Source organism: Paenibacillus sp. sgz302164 (genome assembly GCF_056120505.1).
Genome location: NZ_JBVYOL010000007.1, coordinates 109,969 through 136,066 on the forward strand (window position 1 = coordinate 109,969; position 26,098 = coordinate 136,066).

A 26,098-nucleotide genomic window follows, 5' to 3' on the forward strand; every position below is an offset into this window, starting at 1 on the left:
TTCTGTGCGGATGCGAATATTGCCCCCATGGATGAGGAACGATAAGCCATACAGATTCCAATAGATTCCCGACAAGGAAAGTGCAGACAATGTGGAGACAGCTATTTTTCAAAAATCGCCCGCCCGCCGCAAAGCCGCCCCAGCCTGCCGAGGAACAGCCCGGGCAGACGGACCAGGGCAGCGCCTGCATTCCGGCCTGTTTGGCCGACAGTCTGGAGCGGATCCGGACGACGTTCAGCAACTGCAAAGATCTCGTCATCCTTCCCTGGAGCTATGGCCCGGAGCTCGGGCAAACGGCATTCTCCGTCTATTTCGATACGCTCGTCCAAAACAAAAAAGTGAACTATATGAAGGAAACGCTGCAGGATCTGGTGACGCACGAAATCGGACCGGCAGAGGATGTTACGCCCGAACAGATAGCCGGCTTTTTTTCCGGTAACGGGGTGTCCGCCCAGTCGGCCAAAGTGTTGGACGCCTTCCCGCAAGCCGTGCAGCACATTTTGGACGGGAATCTGGTTATCTTTTTCAACCAATGGGACAAGGCGCTTGCCTACAGTGCGCTCGACGTCAAACACCGCCAGCTGAACGAGCCGATTACCGAGCCGGTCGTGCAGGGACCGCACGTCAGCATGATCGAGGATCTCGCCACCAACATCGGCATCATCCGCAGCCTGCTGAAGTCGCCAAGGCTCAAGTTCGAATTTTTGCGGGCGGGAGAGGAAAGCCAGCGCAGCATCACGTTCGGTTATTTGGACGGAACCGTCAATCCGGAGACGCTAACCGAATTCAGGCGGCGCCTTGCGGATATCGACAAGGAAGAAATTTTGGAAACTTCGTATTTGGAAGAATGGCTAGGCGAATCCTCCTTGTCGCCGTTTCCTCAGGTGCGATATACGGAACGTCCGGACACGGCGATCGCCGCGCTGCTCGACGGTAAAATTATCGTAATGGTAGACGGAACGCCGACGATCGTCATTTGTCCGGCGCATTTTCTCGAGTTTTTCTCCACCAGCGAGGATTATTATCAAAGAACGGTTTTCACTTCGTTAATCCGGCTGCTCCGAATTGGCGCATTCCTGATGGCGCTGCTGCTTCCGAGCACCTATATCGCCCTCTCGACCTTCCATTCCGAGCTGCTGCCGACCGTGCTGCTGTTGGCGATCCTGGACACGCGCGAAGGCATTCCGTTCCCGGCGTTCGTGGAAGCGCTCATTATGGAATTTTTTTTCGAATTGCTGCGTGAAGCCGGCATTCGACTGCCGCGGCCGGTCGGCTCCGCGGTCAGCATCGTCGGCGCGCTCGTCATCGGCCAGGCTGCGATCCAGGCCAAAATCGCTTCCCCGGTTATGGTCATCGTCGTTTCGCTGACCGGAATCGCCTCCTTCGCGCTGCCGCAGTACAGCATGTCCATCGCGGTGCGGATTTTGCGGTTCCCGCTCATGGTACTCGCCGCCACGTTCGGGGGTCTCGGCATCATGATCGGATGCCTGCTTGTATTCCTGCATCTCACGACATTGCGTTCGCTTGGCCAGCCGTATATGTCGCCCTTGGCCCCTCTGGACATCAAGCAATTCCGCGACGTCATCATCATTTTCGCGCGCAAAATTTTGCTTCATTCGCCCCGTAACCGGCATTTGCACAAAAAGACGGGAGAAAGGAAAAAGGTGTCATGAAACCGTTCGTTCGCATCGCCCTGGCTGCACTGGCCTTAGTCCCGCTCGCCGGCTGTTGGGATAAGGCGGAATTGACCGAATTCGGGTATGTCCAGGCGGTCGCGATCGATCAGAACGAAGAAGGAAAAATCGCGCTCACCACCCATTTTTACAATCCTTCGGGAGGAACCAGCATGGGCGAAACCGCCAAGCAGGGAAAAAAAGGGCTGAACATTAAAACCGAAGCGGATACCGTCTTCGACGCGGTGCGGGATATCACGATTCATTTGGGGCGGAAGGCAAAATGGGACCATATGCGCATCATCGTCATCGGCGAACAATTGGCCCGAAAGCAGCATATCGGGGAAGTTCTCGATTTTTTCTCAAGAGATCATGAACCGAGGGGTACCGTCCTGCTCTTGATCGCGGAAGGCAAGGCGGGCGACTACCTGTACGTCAAGCCGTTCATCGAAAACACCATTGGCGAACAGCTCCGAAGCATCGAGGAAACGGCGCAAACATACACGTCCAAAACGTCCAAAGTGCCGCTGCTCGAACTCGCGATTCAGCTAAAAAGCGAAACGAACGTCGGCATTGTTCCTTTCATCTATAAAGACAAATCTTCACATGCGTTGTCCGTAGCCGGAAGCGCAGTCATCCAAAAAGGATATATGACCGACCTTGCGGTATCGCCGTCCGATACCCAGGCTTTGGCGATGCTGTACGACAAGTACGACCACGGGATCGTCGAATTTCCCTGCATCGGCTCGACATCCAAATCGAAAATGTCCAAAGAATCGTACCAAGTGACCACGCTGCAGACAAAAATGACGCCCATCATCAAGGGAAACGACATTAGCGTCGATGTCTCGACCCAAATAACCGGGAGTGTCGGCGAGCTTCGCTGTTCCATTTTGAAGACCAAGGATGAAGGGAAACAATTCGAGCGCATGATCGGCAAACAAGTCGAGCAAAATATGCGGAAAATAATTACTAAATCCCAGGCCAAAAAAATCGATATTCTCGGCATCGGAAATCGCATATACAGAAAAAACCCGGCGCTGTGGAAGCGGTTGAAGCCGGATTGGAACGAGCGTTTCGCCGATGTGCGGTTCCATATCGATGTCCAGGTCAAATTGCTCGATACCGGGCTCAACCTTGGCACGCCTTTCCGGAAAAGAGGTGAATAGCCGTGCTCGCCAAATTCGCGGTTCTCCTCCTTCTTTGTGTGGGAATGCTGGCCGGCGACGCCTCGAAATGGAAGCAGGCCGGCAGGCGGGAGCGGATCATTTATGGAATGTTTGCGATTCCGATTCTGTATCTCGGCCTCCTTTTTGTGACGAATAAGCAATGGGCGAATCTGAATGATCTCATGGAGTACTGCTTTGAGAAACCGGCAAAACGCATTGTCGAGATGATCAAGCTTCCGGACTGAAGCCGGCCGGGATCGACGCGATCGATAAAAGGATGGTTATGATGAACAAGCAAGAAAGCATCTCTTCTTTCCAAATGGCTATGCTGTTTCTTGCCGGCATGACCGGCTCGTCCATCGTATTGATTCCGTCGCCGCTCGCGGGCGCCGCCAAAAACGGGGCATGGCTTTCGCTTATCATCGCTTTTGCCATGGGGCTGCTTATACTGGCCTGCATCCTCTATTTGCACAGAGCGAATCCGGGGGCGGCTTTTTTTGAACAAAGCCGGCAGGCGCTCGGGAAATGGCTGACGATTCTGCTCGCCGTGCCGTATGTTTGCGCCTTGTTCTGGCAAGTATCGGCCATTGTGATTGAAATCGGCGGCTTCTTCAAAAGCACGATGATGAAGGAAACGCCTGTCTCCGCCATTCATCTTTTATTTTTCGTTACGATTGCGCTGACGGTCCGCCAAGGCATTGAAGTCATAGCCCGGATGGCCGTTGTTCTGCTGACTTTGATGTTCGCATTTATACTTATGATTTGGGCGATGGCTTCGCCTTACTATCACGCGGAATTTTTGCTGCCGTTCATGCCGGACGGGATCAAGCCGATCCTTCACGGCGCTTACATCGCATACGGGTTCCCTTATGCCGAAGTTGCGCTGTACGCGATGATCCTCCCATATGTCCGCAATGACGAAAAGCCCAAGCTCGGAAAAATGATGACGATTGCGATCACCGTTAACGGTATAACGCTGCTTGTGTCCATCATCTGTTCCATTATGGCTTTGGGCCCTTTGGCCGGCGAACTGAAATATTCCTTATATCAGCTTGCCCGCTTAATATTTATTCAGGAAATCATTGAAAGAATCGAATCCGTGGTCGGTTTCTCGCTGATCGTCGGCTCTTATATGAAAGCTTCCATCGTCTTGTTCATATTAATCAAAGTCTTGGCGCAACTGCTGAAATTGCCGGATTCCAACATGCTCGTTTTCCCCGTTGCCCTGGTCTGCCTGCTGTTAGCCAGCACCATGTATGCCGAGGAGCTGAAATTTACCGAAGACGGTTACATCATCTGGCCCCTCATGGATACTGCCGCATACATTGCGCCGCTCCTTCTGGTCGCCCTGGTAACCTGGCTTCGACGAAAAAAACAGCATTCCCAGGAGCCTGTCCGATGAACTCGGCAGCCGCTCTTCCCCGACCTGCGCCTCTCCTGCATAGGTTACGGAGCTGAAATGAGGAGGCAAGGCGGCTTGGCAAGGAAAAAAACCTGCAAAAGTGCAGGTTTTCTCTCTGAAATTCGCTTATTTTGGCGAAAAACCTGCAAAAGTGCAGGAATTTTCGCTGAAAGTGAGTATGAGTCTATATATTTGGTGAAAAGCCTGCACTTTTGCAGGCATTGTTCGTGGACAGCGATCAAGGACGCAAATTCATGTATGTTTGCAGGTTTTCTTCGTGCTACCAAGGGAATGCGCCGTACAGGTCAGAATCATTCCCTCTCCAGCAGCGACGCTCCTGCAATGCCGGGATTCGTCATTTCATACGGATCCAGAATAAGATCCAGTTCTTCTTCGGTAAGCACGTTGTACAAAAGACATAGCTCCCGTACGGAGCGGCCGGTTTCAATCGCTTCGCGGGCGATTCTGGCGACCACCTCGTAGCCGAGATGCGGATTAAGCGCCGTAATGACCCCTACGCTCCGGTCTACGTAGGCTTTGCACTGCTCCACGTTAGCCTGGATACCCTCAAGGCAGTAGGTGCGGAACGCCTTGAACACCTGATTCATCATGCTTAACGATTGCAGCAGATTGAATACAAGCACCGGCTCCATCACGTTCAGCTCAAGCTGGCCGGCCTCCGAAGCCAGGCAAATCGTATGATCGTTGCCGATGACCTGGAAGGCGACCTGGTTGACGACCTCGCACATGACCGGATTCACTTTGCCCGGCATGATCGAGGAGCCCGGCTGCCGGGGCGGCAGGCTGATCTCGCCGAGTCCGGCGCGCGGCCCGGATGCGAGCAGCCGCAGGTCGTTGGCGATTTTGGACATGTTGATCATGCACACTTTCAAAGCGGCCGAAACTTCGGTGTAAGCGTCCGTGTTTTGCGTGGCATCGACCAGATGCTCGGCGCCTGTGAGCGGAAACCCGCTGATCGCCGCCAAACGCTCCACGACTTCGGCAATATAGCGCGGGGATGCGTTCAGCCCTGTGCCGACCGCGGTCGCGCCCATGTTCACTTCGTACAGGCAGGCGCGCGTCCCGCCGATCCGCCGGATATCCCGGGCCAGCGCCCGGCTGTACGCCTCGAATTCCTGGCCGAGGCGAATGGGCACGCCGTCCTGCAAATGCGTGCGCCCCATTTTGATCACGCCGTCGAATTCTTTTGCCTTGATTTGAAAAGCGTCATGCAGTTGGCCGAGCGTCGCCAGCAGTTGGTCGAGCAGCGAAAGAGCGGCGATATGAATGGCCGTAGGAAACGCGTCATTCGTCGATTGCGCCATGTTGACATGGCTGTTCGGACTTAGAGCGGAGTAGTCCCCCTTCGCGTTGCCGAGCAGTTCGAGCGCACGGTTGGCGATCACTTCATTCGCGTTCATATTGATTGAAGTTCCGGCTCCGCCCTGGATCGGGTCCACGATGAACTGGTCGTGCCATTGCCCGCCGATAATTTCCTCCGCGGCCTGCACGATCGCTTCGCCCAGACGCGGATTCAGCTGCCTCGCCGACATGTTGGCCTGCGCGGCCGCCTTCTTGACGATAGCCATCGCAATGATCAGTTCCTCATGAATGCGGTAGCCCGTAATCGGAAAATTTTCCATCGCCCGCAGCGTCTGAATACCGTAATATGCTTCGGAAGGGACTTCTTTCGATCCCAGAAAATCTTTTTCCAACCGTACGTTTCCATTCGACATGTTCTCTCGCTCCAATCGCTGTTTTGTCCATCTCTCAAGTCATATGCTATGCCGCTTTGTTTACTTCGTCAATGGAATTCAAATATTGCTTCGCCTGCGCCTTGTCATATTGTCCCTCCAGCTTGGACATTACGATGGCCGCCAGTCCGTTGCCGAGCACGTTCACGACGGTGCGGGCCATGTCGAGAATGCGGTCGATGCCGGCAATAATCGCCAGTCCTTCTACCGGTATGCCGACCGACCCCAGCGTCGCCAGCAGCACGACGAAGGAAACGCCGGGCACGCCGGCAATGCCTTTGGACGTAACCATCAGCACGAGCACAAGCGTAAGCTGTGTCGTTATCGGCAAATGAATGCCGTACATTTGCGCAATAAACAGCGCCGCTATCGCCTGATACAGTGTAGAGCCGTCAAGATTAAACGAGTACCCGGTAGGAATGACGAAAGAGGTAATCGCTTTGGGGCATCCGAAGTTTTCCATTTTTTGCATCAATTTAGGTAAAACCGTTTCCGAGCTTGCCGTGGAATAAGCGAGCACGATTTCGTCTTTCAAAATTTTGATGATGGAAATGATGCTCGTTCCGGCCATTTTGGCGATCAGTCCGAATACTACGAAAATAAAGAATAACATGCCTCCGTAGACGGTAAAAATGAGTTTCCCAAGCGGCAAAAGAGAGGAAATGCCGAACTTCGATACCGTCACGCCGATCAGAGCGAATACGCCGAACGGAGCGAATTTCATAATTTGATTCGTGACCCAGAACATCGACTCCGAGACGCCCTGGAAGAAAGCGATGACCGGCTTGCCCTTCTCGCCAATCGCCGCGACACCCAGCGCGAACATGACGGAGAAAAAGATGACCGCCAGCATGTTGCCGCTGCCCAGCGATTCAAAAATGTTGCTCGGCACGATGTTGACGAACGTATCGGCAAAGCTGTGGCTCTGCACCTTCTCTGTCGTGGCGACGTAGCTGGCGATGTCGGTTTTCGCCAGATGCCCCATGTCGACGCCTGCGCCGGGCTGCACGATGTTCGCCGCCAGCAGGCCGACGATGATCGCGGCGGTCGTCACCAGCTCGAAATAGAGCAGCGTTTTCCCGCCCAGCTTTCCGAGCTTCTTGATGTCGCCCACTCCGGCTACGCCGACAATGAGCGATGAAATGACAATAGGAACGACAATCATTTTAATCAAACGGATAAAAATATCACCAATCGGCTGCAAATAGGTGGCTACCGCCGGGTTGCCGTAAAAGACGGCCCCGACGATAATACCGATCGCCAGTCCAATGAATACCTGCAGGGCCAAACCGAATTTTTTCATTAGTTCCACCTCGATTTCAGTTTTTGAAGCGCTTTCTTTTTGTTTGATTACGCTGCAAATTGATTGTATAATCACTCCTACCGGATTCTATAAAAAACTACACAACCGCTCGAAAAAATTTTGAAAGATGTGTGAACGGCGGCAAATTGCGTTATAGTAATGAGATAAACCACAACGAGGAAGGGTTCGTTTGCTTGAAACAAAAACTATTTTTCTTAGGTTTGACGGCGATCGTCGTATCTTTGTCCGGGGAATTCAAATTTTACCCGTTTAACGATGATTTTCGCGTCAGTATGGGTACTGCGGCGTTTTTCTTCCTATTATTGTGGAACAGCCGCGTTCACATGCTGGCGCTCGGCCTGACGGGGTCTCTGGCGGTCCCCTTGTTTCGCATAGCCGAGGACGTATACGTTTACCCTACCCTTCATTTTGTCGAAGCGTTCAACCAGCATTATCCCGCCTTTTTTTACTACTTCACGTACACGCTCATTTTTTATTTGCTGCGGATCGGCCGCTACGGAGACCGCCCGTACAAAATGGGTCTGCTTGCGGCGGCGGCCGACAGTGCAGCTAATACCGTAGAGCTGCTCGTCCGCTCCCCATGGACTTTGGAACATTTGTCGGCAACCTCGGTTAATGAAATTTTGCTGATCGCCTTTTTCCGCAGCTTCTCCGTCGTCGGCTTGTTCGTCTTTCTGAAACACCGGGAGCAGCAAACGGCCCAGCGGCAGCAGCGCAAACAGTACGAACAGATGCTCATTCTGGTCTCCCAGCTGTACGAGGAATCGATTCAACTGAAAAAAACGCTCCAGGACGCGGAGCGGATTACGCGGGACAGCTATGGGCTCTATCAGCGGCTGATGAACGAAGCGCCGGCACCGGACCGCAGCGAGCTTGCGCGGGCCGCCCTGCAAATCGCCGGGCAGGTGCACGAGATCAAAAAAGACAATCAGCGCATATACGCCGGCATTGCGGACATTATTTCAAGCGAAAGCGGAGCCGATTCGATGCTTGTTCAGGAGCTGTGCGAGGTCGTCGTCAAGACGAACCGGAACTATGCGCACATGCTGGGCAAAACTGTCGATTTCCGGATTCATACGGATGGATCGCATCCGCCTTATCCGGTTTATACGTTGCTGTCGCTGCTGAATAATCTGGTCGCAAATGCCGTCGAAGCGATGGCGTTCTCGGGAACCGTCGTCATTTCCGCGCAGCGCGACGAAAATTGGCTGCTGCTTGAGGTCAGCGACAACGGCCCGGGCATACCTCCGAAAATCCGCAATGCTTTGTTCGAACCCGGATTTACGACGAAATACGACGCTTCAGGCAATCCTTCGACAGGCATCGGACTGTACTATGTGAAAGCGCTCGCCGGCAGCCTGCAAGGCGAAGTCGGCTTTCGCAGCAGTGATACCGGAGAGACGGGGACGACCTTCACGCTTCGCCTCCCGATCGACAACCTAATTAGTAAAGGATGACGTGCATGCGTTTTTTTATAACGGACGACGATCCGGCCATTCGCTCCATGCTGGCGCAAATTATCGAGGACGAGGACCTGGGTGAAGTGGCCGGCGAAGCCGTGGACGGCATTTATGTGGACAGCCGGCTGCTGGAGGCCAAAGAAGTCGATATTTTGCTGATCGACCTGCTCATGCCGCTTCGCGACGGCATTGAAACGGTCCGCCAACTGGCCGGAACGTTCCGCGGCAAAACAGTGATGATCTCCCAGGTGGAATCCAAAGACATGATCGGCGGCGCCTACTCGCTCGGCATCGAGTATTACATTACGAAGCCGATCAACCGTCTGGAAGTGATCGGGGTCATTCAAAAAGTGATCGAACGGATGAAGCTGCAAAATTCGATTCACGAAATTCAGCGGTCGTTGTCCGGTCTCGGCATCCATCCGGGAAAAGAACCGGAGCCTTCGGCGCCTGCGGCAAAAAGCATCGCCGCCTCGGGCAATTATTTATTGTCCGAGCTGGGCATGATCGGCGAGGCCGGCTGCAAGGATCTGCTGGACTTGCTGGAGGAACTGCGCGAGTTGGACTCGGCGAACGCCCTGGAGCAGGGCTTCCCCTCGCTTCAAATGCTGTTTGAGCGGGCAGCCGTCAAAAAGCTCGGGACAGCCGCGCCCCAGACCGCGCTGCGCAAAGAAATGAAAGCGGCCGAGCAGCGGGTGCGCCGCGTCATTTTTCAGGCGTTGAATCATTTGGCCTCGCTGGGCTTGACCGATTATTCCAACGCCAAATTTGAAAACTACGCCGCGAAGTTTTTCGATTTCACGGAAGTCCGCAAAAAAATGCGGGAAATTGAAAGCGAAACCGATCCGAGACAGTCCGCGGTTCGCCTGAATACGAAAAAGTTTATTCAGGTGCTCTATTTGGAAGCGAAGCAGTTGATGGGATGACGGACCGTCGGCTCTGGCTCTGCCGCAGCCGCATCGCGGGCCCTGAGAGCAAAAAAACAGCAGCCCGCCTGCAGTCTCAACTACGTGACGGGCGGCTGTTTTTTGCTGTCTGCGGATCGGGTGGAATTTATATTGCTGTGAGTCGGATTGTTTTTTCAGGCCATTTCCCAAATAAGCATCAAAGATGCACCAAAAATGCAAATAATGGAATATTTTGATGTTTTATGTTAATTTCAACACAGGTAATTTTACCCTTTTATTTACATATTCACTATGATAAATTAATAGTAGTTTCAATAAAATACATATATTAGGAGGGATTAAAGAAAATATCCAGTAAGTAAATACTATTTTTTTTAAGAAATAAAAAAAATGATTAGGAGATGTTTTATGATGAAGAAAACGATTTCTTTTCTTGCAATTTCTGCCATGCTAGCTACAGGTAGTGCCTATGCTGCCGCACCTAACGGTACTCAAGAAATCAATCCAAGTGGAGTTAATTCCCAATCAGAAGATTCGACTCCTGAGAAAAATGTTGAGCGCAAAGTAGAAGCTCCTCTACTTGACGAAAACAATAAGGTAATTGGAACGAAAATTACTGAGGCTGAAATTAAAACAACCACTACAAAACAAGGGACAACTACTATTCTCAAAGAAAAAACAAAATACGAATTTATTCAGGGAAAAGAGAAATATAAAAAGAATTTTGTGGACAAAATAACAACTACTAAAATATTCAAAGATTCTGAAGGTAACTACTACCTTAACGATGGCAGACTTTCTGAGAGTTTTCTGACCACTCCAATCTCCGCTACTGCCGCTAAATCTTCTATTGAAAGTGGTGGATATTCTTGGTTAACGTACTACTCAAACTACGATAGTAATAAAGACTTATTTTATTGTCATACTTATGCTGATGCAAACTTCTTTTTAGATCCAGGAACTCAAACAGGTGGTGATGTGACAAGATTTCTTTATGCAAGTAATAATCTTTCAGACTTCAAAATGTACGCAAATAATGTGTCTAGTGCTCGTGATACTATAGATGCTGCTAGTGCAGCCGCAATTGCGTCTGGTGTTGCTTTAGTAACCCCTGGTTGGGTGCTTGGTGCAATAGGTGTATCTGCAACTGCTTATGCTATATATACTGCTAGTAATAGTGGTCATTCGAATATGCAAAATGCTTATAATTTGTTATCGCGTAGTTAAAAATTTCAAAAACAGATCTCTTAGATTTTTGCTGAGATCTGTTTTTACTTTTAAAAAATAAAGATATATAAAGTAAATATAATAGATATTATTCCGGCTATGATGGTTGTAATAGTTCCTTCTATCTTTGATCTTTTCCATAATTCAAAAGCCTGAATAAACATTACACCAGCTAAACAAGCAGTCATAAGCCCAAAATTTATTTTTAATGGTATTATTTTAACAAAAGAAATGAAAACTAAAACACAAAAAGCTACTGTTATTAGTAACTTAACTATTTTTAAAAATTTCATAATTATACCCATTCCTTTCTCTTCACTCAAGGCACAAAACGTTATGAAATCATTGTGTTTTGAGTGCATTTTTATTAATCCTAGAATTGCAGGAAGTGAGTGGGCTATCCCTTTTGGGGTGACCCAATAGTTATTTGTGTAGATTCCCTTTCCCAGGCACAAAATAAGTGTAACCTTAGAGCACGCAGACTTATCTGTGCATAAACATAACTCATTCATTGCTGGGCAATCAGTCCCTACTGCCTATCCCTGAATGACCTCCTAATTTTCGAATGTCCACTAATTAAGGTTAGCCATCCGAAGATTACATAATTACTAAAATTAAGTTGCTATGCAAAGCCACGCTCAACTTTGAATTGCACAAATTGATTTTGTGCGTCGAGTTTAACCCCCGCCATACGGAGTTATATTAACACATGAAATAATGTAATTATATGGGTATTATTAACTATATTTAACTTTACGAAATATCCAGCGTGCCGATTTCCCAGAAATTTACTCCCGGACCGGACCGGTACTGGCCCAGCATACTGTATCGAGCCGAAAGTAGTCAACCGGAACAGCGATCTGCTGCAACAAGTATCCGAGAGTGAACTCCACCAGAATGTACAAGATTACTGTGGCCTGCTCGGTCGAGTTGCAACAAAGAATTAGCCCCTTTGCAGGCGGGCAGCCACCTCTGTTTATTTTAATTCTGGATGCACTGATCATCCGTGTGCTGCCATCGGAGCTCAGCGCCCCGACTTTCCGTTGGCTACTATTCTTTGTATTTCGCCGCCGGTTGCTGGTCGGTACGTACTACAAAGCCTGCAGCTCGCAGGATGGGAATACCACCGTCTGTCGGCGCCAGCCCTGAGCCGATGCTGTGCGCATCCAGGAACGAGATCCTCTTCTGACGTCGGTACTATCGTGCTCGTTCGGCGTTTCCACGCCGGTACCGCTGCTACTTCCGGGAAAACCATGTCTGGCCAGGAGACGAGATTGGCTGCAGGCGGGAAATCGTTGCGCTCAAAACAGCGGTCCAGCATGAAGTTAGCTATATAGGCTATTTCCAAACCGGAGCCTGCCGGCGGCGCTTCCGGGTAGTGGCAGGCATGCAGCGGAGCTACGATCGGCGGTCTGTGCGTCGGTTGACCAAGAAGTTGCACACGAACCATGGCTCGTCTGGCCATGTCGGCCAAAGTTTGTGTGATACAGCAGCGCATGGTCTGCGGTCCCCAAGCCGCCAACCAATCACTAACCCAACTTGTTCCCACCCAAGCCGGCGCAGCCGTTCACAAAGCAGTTTCGCCGGCCGAAAAGCCTGCAAAAACTCACATGACGCCGTGGACCGTCACCCCACAGAATAAAGTGACGGGTTAGAGGAATTAGAGTTGGTACAGCAGCTCTCGCTCCCCCCACTTTCAGTTCCTACATGGGCTACGGAGCTAAAGTGGGGGGGGGGGCAAGCAGTCTTGGCAGGGCAAAAGCCTGCAAAAGTGCAGGCTTTTCCGAAGGAAACGGTTTGTTTTGGCGAAAAGCCTGCGATTGTGCAGGAATTTTCGATGATATTCAATCGTAGCCCATGTTCGCAGCGAAATTCCTGCACAATTGCAGGAATTTTTCATTTCCAGCGCATCAACGAGCAAAAAGCTGCACTTTTGCAGGTTTTTCTTCACTCACCGAGGCAAATTGTGCGACCGGCTTCTGTTTGTGGGATTCCCGGGCAGTCCAACGTCTTATAGACTCGCGCGCTGCCAAAAACATGCGATCAACCAGCTCTGACGCATGGGGTTCCGGGCACGCGGGAGAAACACCGCAAAGCACGCTTAAGCGCCGCCGGTGTTCAGCAGCAAGCGGCACAAGCGCCGCCGCTTTTAGATTCCGTACACGGCCCGGTATTTCTCTTGCAAATATTGCACCAAATAATCGGGGTTCAGCTCTTCCCCGGTTACTTGCTTGACGATTTCGTTCGGCGTAAGCGATTTGCCGTAGCGGTAAATGCGCTCCGACAGCCACTCTTTGATCGGCACCAAATTGCCCGCTTCGATGAGCTCGTCGAAGTTCGGCAGCTCCTTGCGGAGCGTATGGGCGAACTGGGCCGCGTACATGTTACCGAGCGAGTACGACGGGAAGTAGCCGAACGCCCCTCCGGCCCAATGCACGTCCTGCAGCACGCCTTCGCCGTTGTTGGCCGGCTCGATGCCCAGGTATTCCTTGTATTTGGCGTTCCACGCTTCAGGCAAATCGGCCACTTGAATAGTGCCGTTGATCAGTTCTTTTTCCAACTCGTAGCGCACCATAATGTGCAGGTTGTATGTCAGTTCGTCCGCTTCGATCCGGATCAGAGACGGCTCAATATGATTGATGGCCTTGTAAAACGTATGTACGTCCACATCGTCGATTTGACCGGCAAACGCGGCTTGAAGCTCACCGTAGTAGCGGTTCCAGAACGGCTTGCTGCGGCCGATCACATTTTCCCAGAAACGGGATTGCGATTCGTGAATTCCCATGGAAGTGCCGGTGCAAAGATTGGTGCCGACCAAATCCTTGGAAATATTTTGCTCGTAGAGGGCGTGACCGCCTTCATGAATCGTGCCGAACAGCGCCGAAACGATATCATTCGGCAGGTAGCGCGTCGTGATCCGTACATCCCCCGGGTTAAGCGCAGTGGCGAACGGGTGCACCGTTTCGTCCAAGCGGCCGGCTTCGAAGTCGTACTGCATCTGCTTCAAAATCATCAGGCTGAACTGCTTCTGCTTGGCAATATCGAACTGCTGATCGAGGAACGAGCGATCCGGCTGGTTCGGGGACGCCTGTATCCGCTGCAGCAGCGGGACCAATTTGCTCCGCAGCGCGCTGAACACTTCATCGAGCTTGTCGACGGTCATACCCGGCTCATACATATCGAGCAGCGTATTATATTTGTTCCCTTCGTAGCCCCAAAGCTCGACGAACTCTTTGGTCGTGCCGACGATTTTTTCCAAATAGGGCTGGAACATGGTGAAATCGGATTTAGGCTTAGCTTCTTCCCATACGGTTTCGGCCTGCGACGTCAGCACGACATACGCCTGATACTTATCCGCAGGAATTTTTTTGCTGCGGTCGTAATCTTTTTTGCTTTCCAGCACCATTTTCCGGCTGATTTCATCCAGCTTTTCCAGCTGTCCGGACTGTGTCAAATCGTCCAAATAACCGGCCATCTCGTCCGATGTCGACATGCGGAAAACTTCCGTGGAAAGCTCCCCGACGACTTCGGAACGGGTTTCAATTCCTTTCTTCGGAGCACCTGTCCGCATGTCCCAGTAAATCAAGGCAATGGCCTCCTCATACCGCTTCATTTTGCGCACGTATGCCTTGAATGCTTCCAGCTTTGTCAATGTCTCTTGTTCGCTCATGCTCAGATCTCCTTCCAAAGGTTACTTCGTTTATCATACTGCTCCCCTTGCCCAGAATCAAATTTATGCGGAACTATGGTAGAATAGAGATAAAGGAGCTGATTTACCTATGAAAATCTTATTTACTCAGACAGCGATCGATCAACTCACTCCGTCAGCCGGCGGCAGCCAGGCGCAATTGAGGCTCGTATACGACACGGAAGGCTGCGGCTGCGCGGTGAACGGCGTCCCCTCTTTGTGGCTCGTCTCGGAAGCGCCGGAAAGCGATATTTACGCGGAAGCGGATCCCTTCAAAGTCAGCTACAGCGTCAAAGATGAAATCTTTTTCGAAGATGTTTTGAAAATCGACTACCAGCCGGAAAAAAAATCTTATATACTTAAAAGCAACGGTCAAATTTACAATGCGGGTATGGACTTGGTCGACAAAAGATAAAGCTGCGCATAATCCCTGCAGCAGCTAGCACACTATACACTTGGAGGGATAACCATGTCTTTGCTCTCAGAAATTATCGAACACAACCAAAATTTCGTCGAAACCCAGAAGTATAAGGAGTTTCTGACAACCAAGTTTCCGGATAAAAGAATGGTCGTGCTCACCTGCATGGACACCAGACTCGTCGAGCTGCTGCCGAAAGCGATGAATTTGCACAACGGAGACGCCAAAATCATTAAAAACGCGGGCGCCATCGTGTCCCACCCGTTCGGCAGTATTATGCGGAGTATCGTTGTCGCCGTGTATGAATTGAAAGCGGACGAAGTGTACGTCATCGGCCACTACGATTGCGGCATGACGGGCCTGAATTCGCAGAGCGTCATCTCCAAGGCAAAGGAGCGCGGAGTGTCCGACGACGTCGTTCAAACTTTGGAAAATTCGGGAATTAATTTGTCGCGCTGGCTGACCGGCTTCGAACATGTCAAGGACGGTATCGTCAAAAGCGTCAGCATCATCCGCAAACACCCGCTGCTGCCCAAAGGCTTGCCCGTTCACGGACTGATCATGGACCCGGAAACCGGCAGACTCGACCTGATCGAAGACGGCTACGCGGCCGTGGAAAACGAATAAAAACAAAAGGTGCTCTTCCCGCAGGGGGAAAGCACCTTTTTCACGTTCATGCCGGCAAGTCCGGTCAGCGCTTCGCTTCCAGCATGTCGATCAGCTGCTGCTCGACGCTTTTGCTCATGCCGCTGTCATCCGTCGCGCCGCGATCCCCGCCGCCGGTACCGCCCTCGCCGGCATCATCGTCCCGGTCGGTCTTCCTTTGCTGCTCGAATTGCTCGATCATCTTTTGCCGCTGCTCGGGAGTAAGTCCATCCAGCTCGCCGGAACGGTGCCGGTTCGCCCGGGCATCCGTTTTATTCGTCTGCTCTTCCAGGTATTGCCGCTGCACATCGCTAAGCACGTTCATCATTTGCTTGCGCGCGGCTTCATTCAAGCTGCCGGCATCTTTGCTTTTTTGGACGAAAGGAAGCAGTGCCTCAGCCTGCTGCCTGCTGATCGCAAGCTGAGGCTGGCGGTCCATGCTCAGAAGTCCCCGAAACAGTATGACGAGCTGCCGCTCGTTGCGGTTTTGCACATCCATACCGCTTTGCCGCTGCACGGAATTCGGATCGTCGCCGCTTTGCGCCGGCTTCGCTTCACAACCATACAAGACCGCGGCCAGCAATACGGCGCCAAGACCAAGCATCAGCGCGCGTCCCGTCATACAAGCACCTCCGTGCGAAACAATTGTTGTACCGGATCGATAAGTCCGTCTGCAAAAAGCAAAAAAACCTGTCCACAAGGAACAGGATAATCGGTAATCATGAACAATGTTTGCTTCAGTTGTAAAAAAATTGTGAAAAACTACTTCATCCGCGGAAAAGCAACGCGAAATTCCGCCCCCTCGCCGATCCGGCTGCGAACATGAATCGTTCCCTTCATCCCGCTCACCAGATGCTTGACGATCGTCAGGCCAAGCCCGGTGCCGCTCGTGCCGTCGGCGCGGTGGCTTCTGGCCTCGTCCGCCTTGTAAAAGCGGTCCCAGATCCGCTCCAGATCCGCTTCGGACATCCCCTCGCCCGTATCCCGGACATACAGGACAACTTCTTCCCCGGAATATTCCAGGGCGACTGTCAACGTCCCTCCGGCCGGCGTAAATTTCAACGCATTGTAAGTCAGATTTTGAATCACTTGGGCAAAGCGGTCCGGGTCCAAATAAGCTTGCACAGGCGGCACTTCGGCAGAAAGCGGCGGCAGCAAGACTTCCAGCGCCAGCTGCTTGTGGGCGATCGGCTCTTTCAGCAGCTCCAGCACCTCATCGAGCTTTTCGCGGACGCCCACAGGCCGCAACCGAAACACGTCGACGCCGTTCTGAATCCGCGCCAGGTCCAGCAAATCGTTCACAAGCCGCTGCAAGCGCTGAACTTCCTGGTCGCAAATGCTGAGGTAATGCGAATATTTCTCCTCCGGTATGATCCTGTCATTCATCGCCACGATAAAGCCGCGCAGCGTCGTTAACGGCGATCTCAGCTCATGGGACACGTTCGTCAAAAACTCCTGCCGGGTGTCTTCCCACTCTTCCAATTGCTCGACCATGAAGTTGAAGCTCGCAGCCAACTGCCCAACTTCGTCGTGGGACTTGATCGGCACGCGGGTTGTAAAATCGCCTCCGGCCAGTTCCAGCGCGGCCCGGTTCATCTGCTGCAGCGGTCTGGCCAGCTTGCGGGAAATGACGTACAAGATAACACCGACGGCAATCAGCGAAAATACCAGGGGCACCAGTATGTTCAACCGGACTGCGGAAACGGCTTCACTAATATCTTCAAGCGGAATTTGCAAAATGACCACGATCGCCTTGTTGTTCAACTGATAAGGGGCGTAGTAAGTGAAAAGATTGACCGTTCGTCCGCTATGGGTTGTGAAATTGACCATTTCAGACCCACTGCGCCCATGGAGACCTTCGATAAACAACGGATCCATCGCCCTGGGCAAATTCCCGCCCTCGTTATCCGAGGAGCCGTTCACAATCATGCCTTTGTCGTCGACAAGCCATACCTGCCCGTTAATGCTTCTCGCTACGATGCGGATCGTATATTTCAGCTCGCGCGTAGAGATCGTCCCATCCTGATACGAAGCGAGCAGTCTTGTCACTTCGATGAAGCGCTCGCTGAGAAGCTCCTTTTTATCCTTATAAAACAAGTCGGTAAAATAATAGTTCCAAAAGACGAACAGCCCGACGAAAAAAAGCACGCAGGTTGCCAGAAAAGATAAAAATATTTTCAAATACAAGCTGCGGAACCGGTTGCCGATCCACTTTTTAAACATGCTGAACGACCTCAAAGGAATAGCCGATCCCCCATAGCGTCTGAATGTTCCAAGTGTCGTGCTGTCCGAGCTTTTTGCGCAAATTTTTCACATGGGCGTCCACCGTGCGGGTTCCGCCGGCAAAGTCGAAATCCCAAATATACCCAAGCAAATCTTCACGGGTAAATACCCGGCCCGGATGGCTCGCCAAAAAATAAAGCAGCTCCATCTCCTTCGGCGTCAATTCAACCCGTTTGCCGTCTACATTGACGCGGAACTGTTCCAAATCTACCATTATATTGCCGACCTGCAGCACTCTTCGGGGAGCGGTTTCCTCCTTCGCCGATTCCGACCGTCTCTGCGTGGTTCTGCGCAGCACCGCTTTGACCCGCGCAATCAGCTCGTTGGGATCGAACGGCTTCACCAAATAATCGTCTACACCCAGATTGAATCCTCGCAGCTTGTCGATCGGCTCCCCTCTGGCCGACAGAAAAATAATCGGCGTCTGGTCGTAAGGAGGCTCCAATTTGCGAATGCTCTCGCAAAGCTCGTAGCCGGAAATATCCGGCAGCATAATATCCAAAATGATGAGCTGCGGATTTTCCTGCAGAACCGTCCGGATCACCTCTTGCCCGCGCATCAGCAGAACCGCCTCAAAATCGGAATGCTCCAAATAAAGCCTTACGACTTCGGCAATATTCGGCTCATCGTCCACGACTAATATTTTTCCTTCCGTATTCATGGCCGTCACCCTTTTCCTTTGCGTCTTAGCTTCTGCAGCTCTCTCTCCCGAATGACGCCGGAGCGGTCTCTCAGCGTATGCTTATGGATCAGCGATTCATTGTCAAGCGCGCTCGCTCCCTGCCAGGTCAAGCCGCGGCGAAAGCTTTCGTTCTCGCAATAAGCAGCCAGCTGCGGGTCCGCAATCGGCAGATTGATATCCTCGTACACAGGATGCCCCTGCCGGACTCGTTCGAGCCTGCCGCGAATCATTTGCAGCAGCTCGTCGTACTGCAGCCCCAGCGCAGCCGTATGAGCCGGGTCCAGGTTGACTGCCGCGCTTTGCAGCATTTTCACGGCGCCCGCGGCGTTTCCCCTCCGCTCATGATAGAGGCCGACGGCAATCTGAATCAATCCCACGTACGTTCGGCCGTTCTCATCGCCGGGATGTTCCTTCCAATATTCTTCCATGACTTCATGGCATTCAAAATAATCACGCTCAGCGTGGAAAAAAATCAAATAATCCGTATATGCTTCCGGGTACTTTTGCATCGTTAGCGCCACCTTGCCTAACTTGAATTGAAAAGTTCTCTTATTCATGTTACCTGAAAAGGCTGCGAACGTCCAACGTCCGGCTTTTGCAACCTTTTACCAACGCAACCAATCCGGCAGATGGCGCGTCCAATAGAGTAGATCATATAGAAAGAGGCGTGATCGATGAAAAAAGGTAAATGGATGCTGACCGGAGCGCTCCTTTTGTGTATGACATTGCCCGCTCCCGCTTCTGCAGCCAATACGACAGACAAAACGACGAAATACCGGGTTTACCAGAACAATCAAATTTTAATGGAATTTGCGGATTACAAGCAGGCGCTGGCCTATGCCAAAGGCTACGGCAACAGCCACGTAGAGGAAATCGGAACGCGCAAATGGCTGTGGAACAATTTTCACCGCTACCAGGTTTCCCAGTTGGACATTTCGCCTCCCGAATGGCAGTTCGATACGCTGCAGGAAGCGATCGACGAAGCCAAAAAATGGAGCTATGCGAGCGTTCGCGATCTCCAGTCAGCCGGCTGGGTGTGGAACAACTATCCCCACTACCGGGTTTATCAGGGTGACATCACGATCGACGCCTGGACCTTCACGACGCTGCAGCAGGCGACGGACGAAGCCAAAAAATGGGGCGGCGCGCACATTATCGATCTGAACACGAACCGGTGGGTTTGGGACAACCTGTCCGCCGCCGACAAAACGGCGCTGCGCGCAGGCGAGCCGGCGTACAAAGTGTATCAGGGGTCCTACTCGGCGGACAATTGGCAGTTCGCTTACCTTGAGGACGCCGCAGCCGAAGCGCTGAAATGGGGCGGTTCGAATGTCGTCAACATCAAGACAGGCCAAACCGTATACAGCAACGTCAAGCCGTACAAGGTGTACCAGAACGATACGTTTTTGCAGGACTTCGTCAATCTGGACGAGGCCTCGGATTATGCGCGGCTGTGGGGGCACAGCGCGATCTTTTACGAAGGGCGCAAAATCTGGAACAACTTCCCTTACTATCAGGTGTTCCAGAATTCCAATCTGATCGGCGAGTTTCAGACGATTGCCGACGCGCTGAGCTACGGCGCGCAGTACGGCAACGCCTCCATCCAAACGCTGAATCGGACGACTCTGTGGGACAATATTAAAAAATTGCAGGTGTGGGGCTGGAACGGCGTTTCCGGCGCCGACACGATCAAAACACAGGTCAGCGGAACGCTCGGACTCGATGTCGTGTCGCCCAGCTTTTTCGAACTGGCCGACAGCAGCGGCAAGCTGAAAGACAGCTCCAACGCGGACACCGTCAAATGGCTGCAGCAGCAGGGCCATACCGTGTATCCGTTGGTCAGCAATCAGTTCAACGCTTCACTGACGACATCTTTTTTGGCCGACGCAGGCGCCCAGGACACTTTCATCCAGGCGCTCGTAAACCGGGCTGCCGCGCTTGGAGTGCCGGGCATCAATGTCGACTTTGAAAGCCTCGCCGGTTCGAACCGCAATGCGTTCAGCGCTTTCATGCAAAAGCTGACGGACGCCGCGCACGCGCAGCGTCTGACGATTTCGCTGGATTTGCCCCGCGGCAGCGTCAAATGGAACCATTTGTCCGCCTTCGATCATGAGAAGCTGGGCGGCATCGTCGACTACATCGTCATCATGGCTTACGATCAATTTTACAAAGGCAGCGACTCCCCCGGCTCCGTGTCAGGCCTCCCTTGGGCCGACGGCGGCATTCAGGAATACTTGTCCTACGGAATTCCGCGGGACAAAATCATTTTGGGCATTCCGTACTACGTAAGGGAATGGCAGCTTGACGCCGGCGGCAAGCTCGTCAGCAACCGCGCGGTTTTGCTGAAGGACATTCCGAAGCTGATCGCCTCCAAGCAGGCGACGCAAACGTGGGACAAGACGTTCGAGCAATTCAAGGTCGAGTATCAGGAGAACGGATCGACATATGTATTTTGGCTCGAAGACGAGTCCACCGTGAAGGCGCGGCTGGATTTGGCCAAAAAGTACGATCTGGCCGGAGTCGCCGCATGGCGTCTGGGCTACGATCAACCGGACTTATGGAAAATCATTTTGCAAAATAAATAAAACAAGAGACCGTCCCTTCTCCGTATGCCGCAGAGATCGGACGGTCTTCTGTGTTCTTATAGCAGGCCCCACTCGGAGAACAACGTTTCCGTGCCGCAGGCCGAGCAATATTTGGCGTCAGGTTTGTTCACCTTGGAGCAGCCTTTGTGCAGCACCGTTTTTTTCTTCGTGCACGTATTTTTCAGCGGCGCGCCGCAGGCAGTGCAGTATTTGTCGTCTTTATCCGCCACATACATGCACCTGGCGCACGTTTGATGCTCTTTTTCCGCCATGCCCGCCACACTCCCGAAGCTATGCTGCTATATGTATATGCCGCGGCGCGTTAGGATGTCACCTTCCTGCACCCGGTGGGCGGGAACATTCAGCCCGTGCGGACGCCATCCTGGACGACAAATTGCTGCAGCGCCAGCTGCAATTCTTCGGCAAGGTCAGCCAGCGCTTTGGCGGAGTTCTCGATCTCCAGCGTCATGGCCTACTGCTGCTGGCCAGCGGCCGCATCCTCCTGGCTGACGCCATGCCTTGGCCTATTGCCTGCGAAGGAGCCTATGAATCTGTTCCACCAGAACTCGTGAACCCGACTGCCGAAGCTGGCGAATCTGGTCCGCCACACGCAGAAAACCTGCGAAAGTGCAGGCTTTTTCTGTGCATGGGGTTCATTTTGAGGAAAAGCCTGCAATTGTGCAGGAATTCCCGACAAAAATGGACCTGGGCCCGCTCAGCAGCTAAAAAAACTGTACTTTTGCAGGAATTCTGTGCTATACGGGCATTAACGAGCAAAAACCTGCACAATTGCAGGAATTTTTCGCAGCCCCAGCCCCCCCTCCTCCCCAAAAACGAGAAACCCTCTATACGAGACTTAAAATTATGGAAGAGAAATGAACATTTCAAGATCTTTTAGCGGTGTTCTCGGGATCGGGTCTTGGACAATCAGGCTAATTGTCTGCTCCGGCTTTAAAGCCGGGAATTCCCGGACAAACGTATACTCCCCTTTATCGATGGCACGTTCACCGAGCATCCGCCATTCCTTCCCGTCCTCCCCCTGCAAGCGTAAAGCAGAATCGTCGTGATCGGACCGCCGCTCACCCGAGCTTCGGTAAAAGACGAGCGTTTTTTCGGGAAAATACTCTATACTCGTCAGTTCCAAAGCGGCAAGCGGACCGCGCTGAACAATGAAGGGAGCTTCCTTTGTCGGAATGCGGTCCATAGGCACCACTCGCGTTCTGACGCCAGTATCTTTCGGAATCAAGTAAGAGCGGATTGCCAACGATTTTGGAAATTTACCGGTGGGTCTATAGCTCATTTTCCACTTGAAGATTTCGGTTTGCCCTTCCTGGCTGTTAATAGTCGCACTGCTTTGAATAAAATCGAGAACTTCTCCGTTTTCGTCTGTAATTTCCAGCAACGGGAAGGATTCCGCTATTGTCGCTTTTTCATCGCTCGGTGTGATTCTCGTTTCTCCGATGAGGTCGATGAACGTTTCAGAATAGTTTACTTTTTTTACGGTAATCTGCAAATGATTTTGGCCGGCGGTTTTCATCATATCCAGAGTGTGCACTCCCGCACGGAGCATATCCATGCTAACAGGGATAGATAAATTCCATTTTCCCGCTTTGTTTATCGTATCTCCGTTTGCTGCCGAATAACCGATACGGCCTATCGATACGTTCATTTCAAACCGTTCCGGCAGCCTTTTCAGCAATGTGTCGTCCGCATCCGTTTCTATGACTCCGGCAAACTGATGATCGTTTACCAACACGCCTCTTCTTGCCGTAGCCCGAAATGTTTGACCGTTAACATTAAACTCGATATCGTATGGGGTTACACTTTCATTTTTAAAAGCATCCGCCGTCTCCAGCGTATAGCTGGCAGTAAGATTGTAATTGTCATAGTAGACCTCCGAAATTATGATCGTAATACCCTGATCCGTAACCGATTGCTGCACTTCGGAGATCTGTCCGCCTTGTTCGGGATGTTTTTCCGAAAAATAACTTATAAATGAGAAGACGGATTTGATAAAAGCAGATTGCGCCGAAGTCGGCGTCATGGAGGCCGAAATAAGCAGCATTACGAGCGAAACGAAAACGATGGCTGCAGTCCAACAGCTATATTTTAGCGCATTTCGAAACCGGGACCGGGGTACAATCGATGGGTTGCGGAATGACCGATTCCAGATGTGATCGAAGGATACAGCAGGAAACTCATGATCAAATTGTTCGCCCAACATTTTGCTAATACGAGAATTGCGCTCATCCATGTCCAATCAGCCTCCGAATTCTTTATATGTTTGAATGTTAAAATCGCCATTCGGCATTTTTCTTCGCAACGATTTTAACGCGGTATGTAACCTTGATTTACAAGTTCCGATCGGGATATTCAAAATTTCAGCAATTTCCGTCAGTTTCAATTCCAGATAGTAGTGTAAGAAAATAATTTCTTTGCTTTTGAAAGAAAGATGATTGACTTCGTCCCACAATTCTTGATGCCGTTCTTCTTTTACCACAAGCTCTTCAACCGTTTCGGACTTGAGCTGTCCATTCCACAATTGCGACCATTGCCGCTTGCGCAGCGCCTTTCTCACCGTATTTAACGTGATTTGGTAGATCCACGGTTGAATGGGCCTCGCCGCATCATATTGGGAATAGTTTTGAAATACTTGAATAAAAGTGTCCTGAACGATATCTTCAGACAACATCCACGATTTAGTCAGGAATAAAGCTAGTCTGAAAACGTAGGCCGACTGTTCCTCATAAATGCGCTGCGCCTCTTCCCGGGAAATATTCAAATCAATCACCCCCTCTACTTCTTAATGTATATATCCAAAAATGTTAGAAAAGGTTCGGTCCCCCCTTTCGACTTGGCCGGAGTGCCGTGAAAAAACAAAAAAATCGCCCCCCCACCCGGGACAAAGCCCAAAGCAGAGAGCGATTTTTTTAAGCGTACGCGGCCGAATGCTCAATGACCCGATCCGGCTTGATCGACATGCTTCACATGCTTTTGGTTCACTAAGATGAACAGCACGGAAGCAAGAACAAATACCGCGCCTACGAGAAACGGAACTTGCGGATTTTACCACTCCGCCAATTTGCCGGCCAGATAAGGAGCAATCGCCCCGCCGATGAAGCGAAGAAAGCTGTACGCGGCCGACGCCGTCGACCGTTCGACTGGAGCCGCGTTCATGACAGCCGTCGTAATGAGCGTGTTATTGTTCCCGAGCAATGCCCCGGCAAAAATGACAGCCGCGATAATAACCCATTGCGTCGACGTCCAAATGCCCATAACAGCAAGCACCAGAGCAAACGTGGTCAGCATCGCGCACATCGATTTGACGGTTCCGAACCGTTCCTGCAGCTTCGGCGCCATAAATACGGAAGTCAACGCCAGCAAAATGCCCCAGCCGAGAAATACGAAGCCTAGACCGTGCTCATCCAGACCCATGACAAAAGGCGCGTAAGCAAGCAAAGTGAAAAAGCCGAAATTGTACAGCCCCGCGGCGATGCCGAAAATCAAAAGTGAGCGGTGCTTCAAGGCGCGGAACGGGTCCAGCAGCGATGTTCTCGAGGCCGTGGCTTTGGGCGCGCCGGATTTCGGCATCAGCGTAACGAGGCCGATGAAAGCGACTACCATTAGCGTTGCGACGCCAAGAAAAGGGCCTCTCCACGAGATGCCCCCCAGCCAGCCGCCGAGCAGCGGGCCGACCGAAATGCCCAGCCCAATCGCCGCTTCATATAAAATGATCGCTTTGGCGGTGCCGCTTTTCGAAAGGGATACGATCGCGGCCAGCGAGGTCGCGACAAACAGCGCGTTGCCCAACCCCCAGCCGCCCCGCAGCCCGACAAGCGTCGAGATATCGCCCGATAAACCGCCGAGCGCCGAAAATAAAGCAATCAGCACAATGCCGGCAAGGAGTGTCCATTTGATGCCGAGCCTTGACGATACCATGCCGGTAATCAGCATCGCCACCGCCATTACAGCGTTATAGCTGGTGAACAGCAGAGTAACCTGACTTTGCGAAGCTTGCAAATTTTTGGCGATGGCAGGCAAAATCGGATCGACAAGACCAAGCCCCATGAAGGCGATGATACAGGCAAAAAAGACAGCCCACACGGCTCTGGGCTGCTTTAAAATACTTGCTTCTTGCAAGGGTGAAGTGGCTCTTGCCGCTTTTGATTCCATGGAGTGCGTTGTAGATGACATGCTTTTTTTCTCCTTTTACCTTGAGAGTTTCTGAAATTTCACAAGATCGTTTTGAAGGAATGCCTGATGACGTCGCCGCGGCTGACGATGCCGACCAAAACACCGTTACGCTCAACGGGCAGCTTTTTGATATGTCTTTTTCCCAAAATCGCGGCGATATTTTCAATCTCCTCGTCCCATGCAACTTTGAAAACTTTTCGTTGGGCAACATCCATCACGTTCAAGTTCAGCAGCGTTTCCACACGTTCTTCGAATTTTTGATCATCGCCGTTGACGACAAAAACATAATAAAAAGAACCGATCACCCGATTCTCATGCTTGCCGATATACCGCATCACATCCCCGTCGCTGATGTAAGCGACAATTTCATTTCTATCATTGACCACCGGCAGGCCGCTGATCCGATGCTCGATAAACTTTTCGATGACAGACCTTACCGTGTCGGTTTCCTTCACTTTGTACACCTGGCTAATCATGATATCATGGGCTTGCATAGACAATCCTCCCTTCGCAGATTGCTTTCTCCCAAAACAAGTTGTATGATGAAACTATATGATAATTGTATTATACAACTATATAGAATGATGTCAATACGATCATTTTTACAGGAGTGATTGTAGTTCAAAACCGAATGCGCGTATGATACTATAGCTTTTAGAAAATATTATAATTATGAGGTCGAACAG

At 51.5% G+C, this 26,098-nt stretch carries 23 protein-coding genes and 1 pseudogene; 11 read left to right on the plus strand and 13 right to left on the minus strand.

All coding sequences use genetic code 11. From position 1 onward, the window contains the following. Positions 1-89: 89 nt before the first annotated feature. Genes AC0LWT_RS13585 through AC0LWT_RS13600 form a run of 4 tightly spaced genes read left to right on the plus strand, consistent with a single transcriptional unit; the run spans position 90 to position 4,244 of the window. Positions 90-1,673, plus strand: a complete 1,584-nt coding sequence (locus AC0LWT_RS13585) for a spore germination protein (RefSeq protein ID WP_474681795.1) — start codon at positions 90-92, stop codon at positions 1,671-1,673. Beyond that, positions 1,670-2,842: a Ger(x)C family spore germination protein gene (locus AC0LWT_RS13590; protein WP_474681796.1), complete on the plus strand. Its 1,173-nt coding sequence runs from the start codon at positions 1,670-1,672 to the stop codon at positions 2,840-2,842. The genes AC0LWT_RS13585 and AC0LWT_RS13590 overlap by 4 nt, the downstream gene beginning before the upstream one ends. Before the next feature lie 2 nt (positions 2,843-2,844). Next, positions 2,845-3,087, plus strand: a complete 243-nt coding sequence (locus AC0LWT_RS13595; protein WP_474681797.1) for a hypothetical protein — start codon at positions 2,845-2,847, stop codon at positions 3,085-3,087. 38 nt (positions 3,088-3,125) lie between these two features. Next, positions 3,126-4,244, plus strand: coding sequence for a GerAB/ArcD/ProY family transporter (locus AC0LWT_RS13600; RefSeq protein WP_474681798.1), 1,119 nt, complete (start codon positions 3,126-3,128; stop codon positions 4,242-4,244). 311 nt (positions 4,245-4,555) lie between these two features. Here AC0LWT_RS13600 and aspA read toward each other — a convergent pair whose 3' ends face one another. Continuing rightward, positions 4,556-5,980, minus strand: a complete 1,425-nt coding sequence (gene aspA / locus AC0LWT_RS13605; protein ID WP_474681799.1) for an aspartate ammonia-lyase — start codon at positions 5,978-5,980, stop codon at positions 4,556-4,558. Positions 5,981-6,026: 46 nt separating this feature from the next. Continuing rightward, a complete protein-coding gene (locus tag AC0LWT_RS13610; RefSeq protein ID WP_474681800.1) occupies positions 6,027-7,301 on the minus strand; it encodes a cation:dicarboxylate symporter family transporter in 1,275 nt (424 codons plus the stop codon). Positions 7,302-7,495: 194 nt separating this feature from the next. Here AC0LWT_RS13610 and AC0LWT_RS13615 point away from each other — a divergent pair, with 194 nt between their 5' ends. The 3 genes from AC0LWT_RS13615 to AC0LWT_RS13625 all read left to right on the plus strand — a co-directional run bounded on the left by AC0LWT_RS13615 (position 7,496) and on the right by AC0LWT_RS13625 (position 10,917). Then, positions 7,496-8,779 carry a sensor histidine kinase gene (locus AC0LWT_RS13615; protein ID WP_474681801.1) on the plus strand — a complete coding sequence of 428 codons (1,284 nt, stop codon included), beginning with the start codon at positions 7,496-7,498 and terminating at the stop codon, positions 8,777-8,779. Between the two features lie 5 nt (positions 8,780-8,784). Beyond that, entirely contained in the window at positions 8,785-9,708 is a 924-nt protein-coding gene (locus AC0LWT_RS13620) for a response regulator (protein ID WP_474681802.1), read from the plus strand. A gap of 390 nt (positions 9,709-10,098) precedes the next feature. Continuing rightward, entirely contained in the window at positions 10,099-10,917 is an 819-nt protein-coding gene (locus tag AC0LWT_RS13625; protein ID WP_474681803.1) for a hypothetical protein, read from the plus strand. 50 nt (positions 10,918-10,967) lie between these two features. Here the strand turns inward: AC0LWT_RS13625 and AC0LWT_RS13630 are convergent, their stop codons facing one another. Beyond that, positions 10,968-11,210, minus strand: a complete 243-nt coding sequence (locus AC0LWT_RS13630) for a hypothetical protein (protein WP_474681804.1) — start codon at positions 11,208-11,210, stop codon at positions 10,968-10,970. A 1,454-nt stretch (positions 11,211-12,664) separates the two neighbouring features. Here AC0LWT_RS13630 and AC0LWT_RS13635 point away from each other — a divergent pair. Continuing rightward, positions 12,665-12,934: a hypothetical protein gene (locus AC0LWT_RS13635; protein ID WP_474681805.1), complete on the plus strand. Its 270-nt coding sequence runs from the start codon at positions 12,665-12,667 to the stop codon at positions 12,932-12,934. A gap of 132 nt (positions 12,935-13,066) precedes the next feature. Here AC0LWT_RS13635 and AC0LWT_RS13640 read toward each other — a convergent pair whose 3' ends face one another. Beyond that, positions 13,067-14,587 carry a carboxypeptidase M32 gene (locus tag AC0LWT_RS13640; protein ID WP_474681806.1) on the minus strand — a complete coding sequence of 507 codons (1,521 nt, stop codon included), beginning with the start codon at positions 14,585-14,587 and terminating at the stop codon, positions 13,067-13,069. A 109-nt stretch (positions 14,588-14,696) separates the two neighbouring features. On the opposite strand from AC0LWT_RS13640, the gene AC0LWT_RS13645 reads away from it, so the two are divergent. Together AC0LWT_RS13645 and AC0LWT_RS13650 are read left to right on the plus strand one after the other, a co-directional pair. Continuing rightward, positions 14,697-15,020: an iron-sulfur cluster biosynthesis family protein gene (locus tag AC0LWT_RS13645; RefSeq protein WP_474681807.1), complete on the plus strand. Its 324-nt coding sequence runs from the start codon at positions 14,697-14,699 to the stop codon at positions 15,018-15,020. 54 nt (positions 15,021-15,074) lie between these two features. Next, entirely contained in the window at positions 15,075-15,650 is a 576-nt protein-coding gene (locus tag AC0LWT_RS13650) for a beta-class carbonic anhydrase (protein WP_474681808.1), read from the plus strand. A gap of 64 nt (positions 15,651-15,714) precedes the next feature. Here the strand turns inward: AC0LWT_RS13650 and AC0LWT_RS13655 are convergent, their stop codons facing one another. From AC0LWT_RS13655 to AC0LWT_RS13670, 4 genes are all read right to left on the minus strand, one after another. Beyond that, positions 15,715-16,290 carry a hypothetical protein gene (locus AC0LWT_RS13655; protein ID WP_474681809.1) on the minus strand — a complete coding sequence of 192 codons (576 nt, stop codon included), beginning with the start codon at positions 16,288-16,290 and terminating at the stop codon, positions 15,715-15,717. 140 nt (positions 16,291-16,430) lie between these two features. Then, positions 16,431-17,891 carry a sensor histidine kinase gene (locus tag AC0LWT_RS13660; protein ID WP_474681810.1) on the minus strand — a complete coding sequence of 487 codons (1,461 nt, stop codon included), beginning with the start codon at positions 17,889-17,891 and terminating at the stop codon, positions 16,431-16,433. Beyond that, positions 17,884-18,612, minus strand: a complete 729-nt coding sequence (locus AC0LWT_RS13665) for a response regulator transcription factor (protein WP_474681811.1) — start codon at positions 18,610-18,612, stop codon at positions 17,884-17,886. The genes AC0LWT_RS13660 and AC0LWT_RS13665 overlap by 8 nt, the downstream gene beginning before the upstream one ends. A gap of 5 nt (positions 18,613-18,617) precedes the next feature. Continuing rightward, on the minus strand, positions 18,618-19,142 hold the full coding sequence (locus AC0LWT_RS13670; protein ID WP_474681812.1) for a DUF309 domain-containing protein: 525 nt from the start codon (positions 19,140-19,142) through the stop codon (positions 18,618-18,620). Positions 19,143-19,307: 165 nt separating this feature from the next. Between AC0LWT_RS13670 and AC0LWT_RS13675 the strand changes: the two genes are divergently transcribed. Continuing rightward, on the plus strand, positions 19,308-21,218 hold the full coding sequence (locus AC0LWT_RS13675; RefSeq protein ID WP_474681813.1) for a glycosyl hydrolase family 18 protein: 1,911 nt from the start codon (positions 19,308-19,310) through the stop codon (positions 21,216-21,218). Between the two features lie 56 nt (positions 21,219-21,274). Here AC0LWT_RS13675 and AC0LWT_RS13680 read toward each other — a convergent pair whose 3' ends face one another. The 5 genes and pseudogenes from AC0LWT_RS13680 to AC0LWT_RS13700 form a co-directional block, all read right to left on the minus strand. Further along, positions 21,275-21,490, minus strand: a complete 216-nt coding sequence (locus tag AC0LWT_RS13680) for a double zinc ribbon domain-containing protein (RefSeq protein WP_474681814.1) — start codon at positions 21,488-21,490, stop codon at positions 21,275-21,277. A gap of 590 nt (positions 21,491-22,080) precedes the next feature. Continuing rightward, entirely contained in the window at positions 22,081-23,472 is a 1,392-nt protein-coding gene (locus AC0LWT_RS13685; RefSeq protein WP_474681815.1) for a DUF4179 domain-containing protein, read from the minus strand. Between the two features lie 6 nt (positions 23,473-23,478). Then, on the minus strand, positions 23,479-24,000 hold the full coding sequence (locus AC0LWT_RS13690) for an RNA polymerase sigma factor (protein WP_474681816.1): 522 nt from the start codon (positions 23,998-24,000) through the stop codon (positions 23,479-23,481). 170 nt (positions 24,001-24,170) lie between these two features. After that, a pseudogene (locus AC0LWT_RS13695) lies at positions 24,171-25,391 on the minus strand (MFS transporter). 59 nt (positions 25,392-25,450) lie between these two features. After that, a complete protein-coding gene (locus AC0LWT_RS13700; RefSeq protein ID WP_474681817.1) occupies positions 25,451-25,906 on the minus strand; it encodes a CBS domain-containing protein in 456 nt (151 codons plus the stop codon). Positions 25,907-26,098 lie beyond the last annotated feature (192 nt).

Bases quoted from the DNA above. Each gene is read 5' to 3' on its own strand.
- AC0LWT_RS13600 (WP_474681798.1), top strand. From the start codon at position 3,126: ATGATGAACAAGCAAGAAAGCATCTCTTCTTTCCAAATGGCTATGCTG.
- AC0LWT_RS13645 (WP_474681807.1), top strand. From the start codon at position 14,697: ATGAAAATCTTATTTACTCAGACAGCGATCGATCAACTCACTCCGTCA.
- AC0LWT_RS13620 (WP_474681802.1), top strand. From the start codon at position 8,785: ATGCGTTTTTTTATAACGGACGACGATCCGGCCATTCGCTCCATGCTG.
- AC0LWT_RS13665 (WP_474681811.1), bottom strand. From the start codon at position 18,612: ATGAATACGGAAGGAAAAATATTAGTCGTGGACGATGAGCCGAATATT.
- AC0LWT_RS13590 (WP_474681796.1), top strand. From the start codon at position 1,670: ATGAAACCGTTCGTTCGCATCGCCCTGGCTGCACTGGCCTTAGTCCCG.
- AC0LWT_RS13610 (WP_474681800.1), bottom strand. From the start codon at position 7,301: ATGAAAAAATTCGGTTTGGCCCTGCAGGTATTCATTGGACTGGCGATC.
- AC0LWT_RS13685 (WP_474681815.1), bottom strand. From the start codon at position 23,472: ATGGATGAGCGCAATTCTCGTATTAGCAAAATGTTGGGCGAACAATTT.
- aspA (WP_474681799.1), bottom strand. From the start codon at position 5,980: ATGTCGAATGGAAACGTACGGTTGGAAAAAGATTTTCTGGGATCGAAA.
- AC0LWT_RS13660 (WP_474681810.1), bottom strand. From the start codon at position 17,891: ATGTTTAAAAAGTGGATCGGCAACCGGTTCCGCAGCTTGTATTTGAAA.
- AC0LWT_RS13675 (WP_474681813.1), top strand. From the start codon at position 19,308: ATGAAAAAAGGTAAATGGATGCTGACCGGAGCGCTCCTTTTGTGTATG.
- AC0LWT_RS13585 (WP_474681795.1), top strand. From the start codon at position 90: ATGTGGAGACAGCTATTTTTCAAAAATCGCCCGCCCGCCGCAAAGCCG.
- AC0LWT_RS13680 (WP_474681814.1), bottom strand. From the start codon at position 21,490: ATGGCGGAAAAAGAGCATCAAACGTGCGCCAGGTGCATGTATGTGGCG.
- AC0LWT_RS13650 (WP_474681808.1), top strand. From the start codon at position 15,075: ATGTCTTTGCTCTCAGAAATTATCGAACACAACCAAAATTTCGTCGAA.
- AC0LWT_RS13630 (WP_474681804.1), bottom strand. From the start codon at position 11,210: ATGAAATTTTTAAAAATAGTTAAGTTACTAATAACAGTAGCTTTTTGT.
- AC0LWT_RS13640 (WP_474681806.1), bottom strand. From the start codon at position 14,587: ATGAGCGAACAAGAGACATTGACAAAGCTGGAAGCATTCAAGGCATAC.
- AC0LWT_RS13700 (WP_474681817.1), bottom strand. From the start codon at position 25,906: ATGCAAGCCCATGATATCATGATTAGCCAGGTGTACAAAGTGAAGGAA.
- AC0LWT_RS13655 (WP_474681809.1), bottom strand. From the start codon at position 16,290: ATGACGGGACGCGCGCTGATGCTTGGTCTTGGCGCCGTATTGCTGGCC.
- AC0LWT_RS13625 (WP_474681803.1), top strand. From the start codon at position 10,099: ATGATGAAGAAAACGATTTCTTTTCTTGCAATTTCTGCCATGCTAGCT.
- AC0LWT_RS13670 (WP_474681812.1), bottom strand. From the start codon at position 19,142: ATGCAAAAGTACCCGGAAGCATATACGGATTATTTGATTTTTTTCCAC.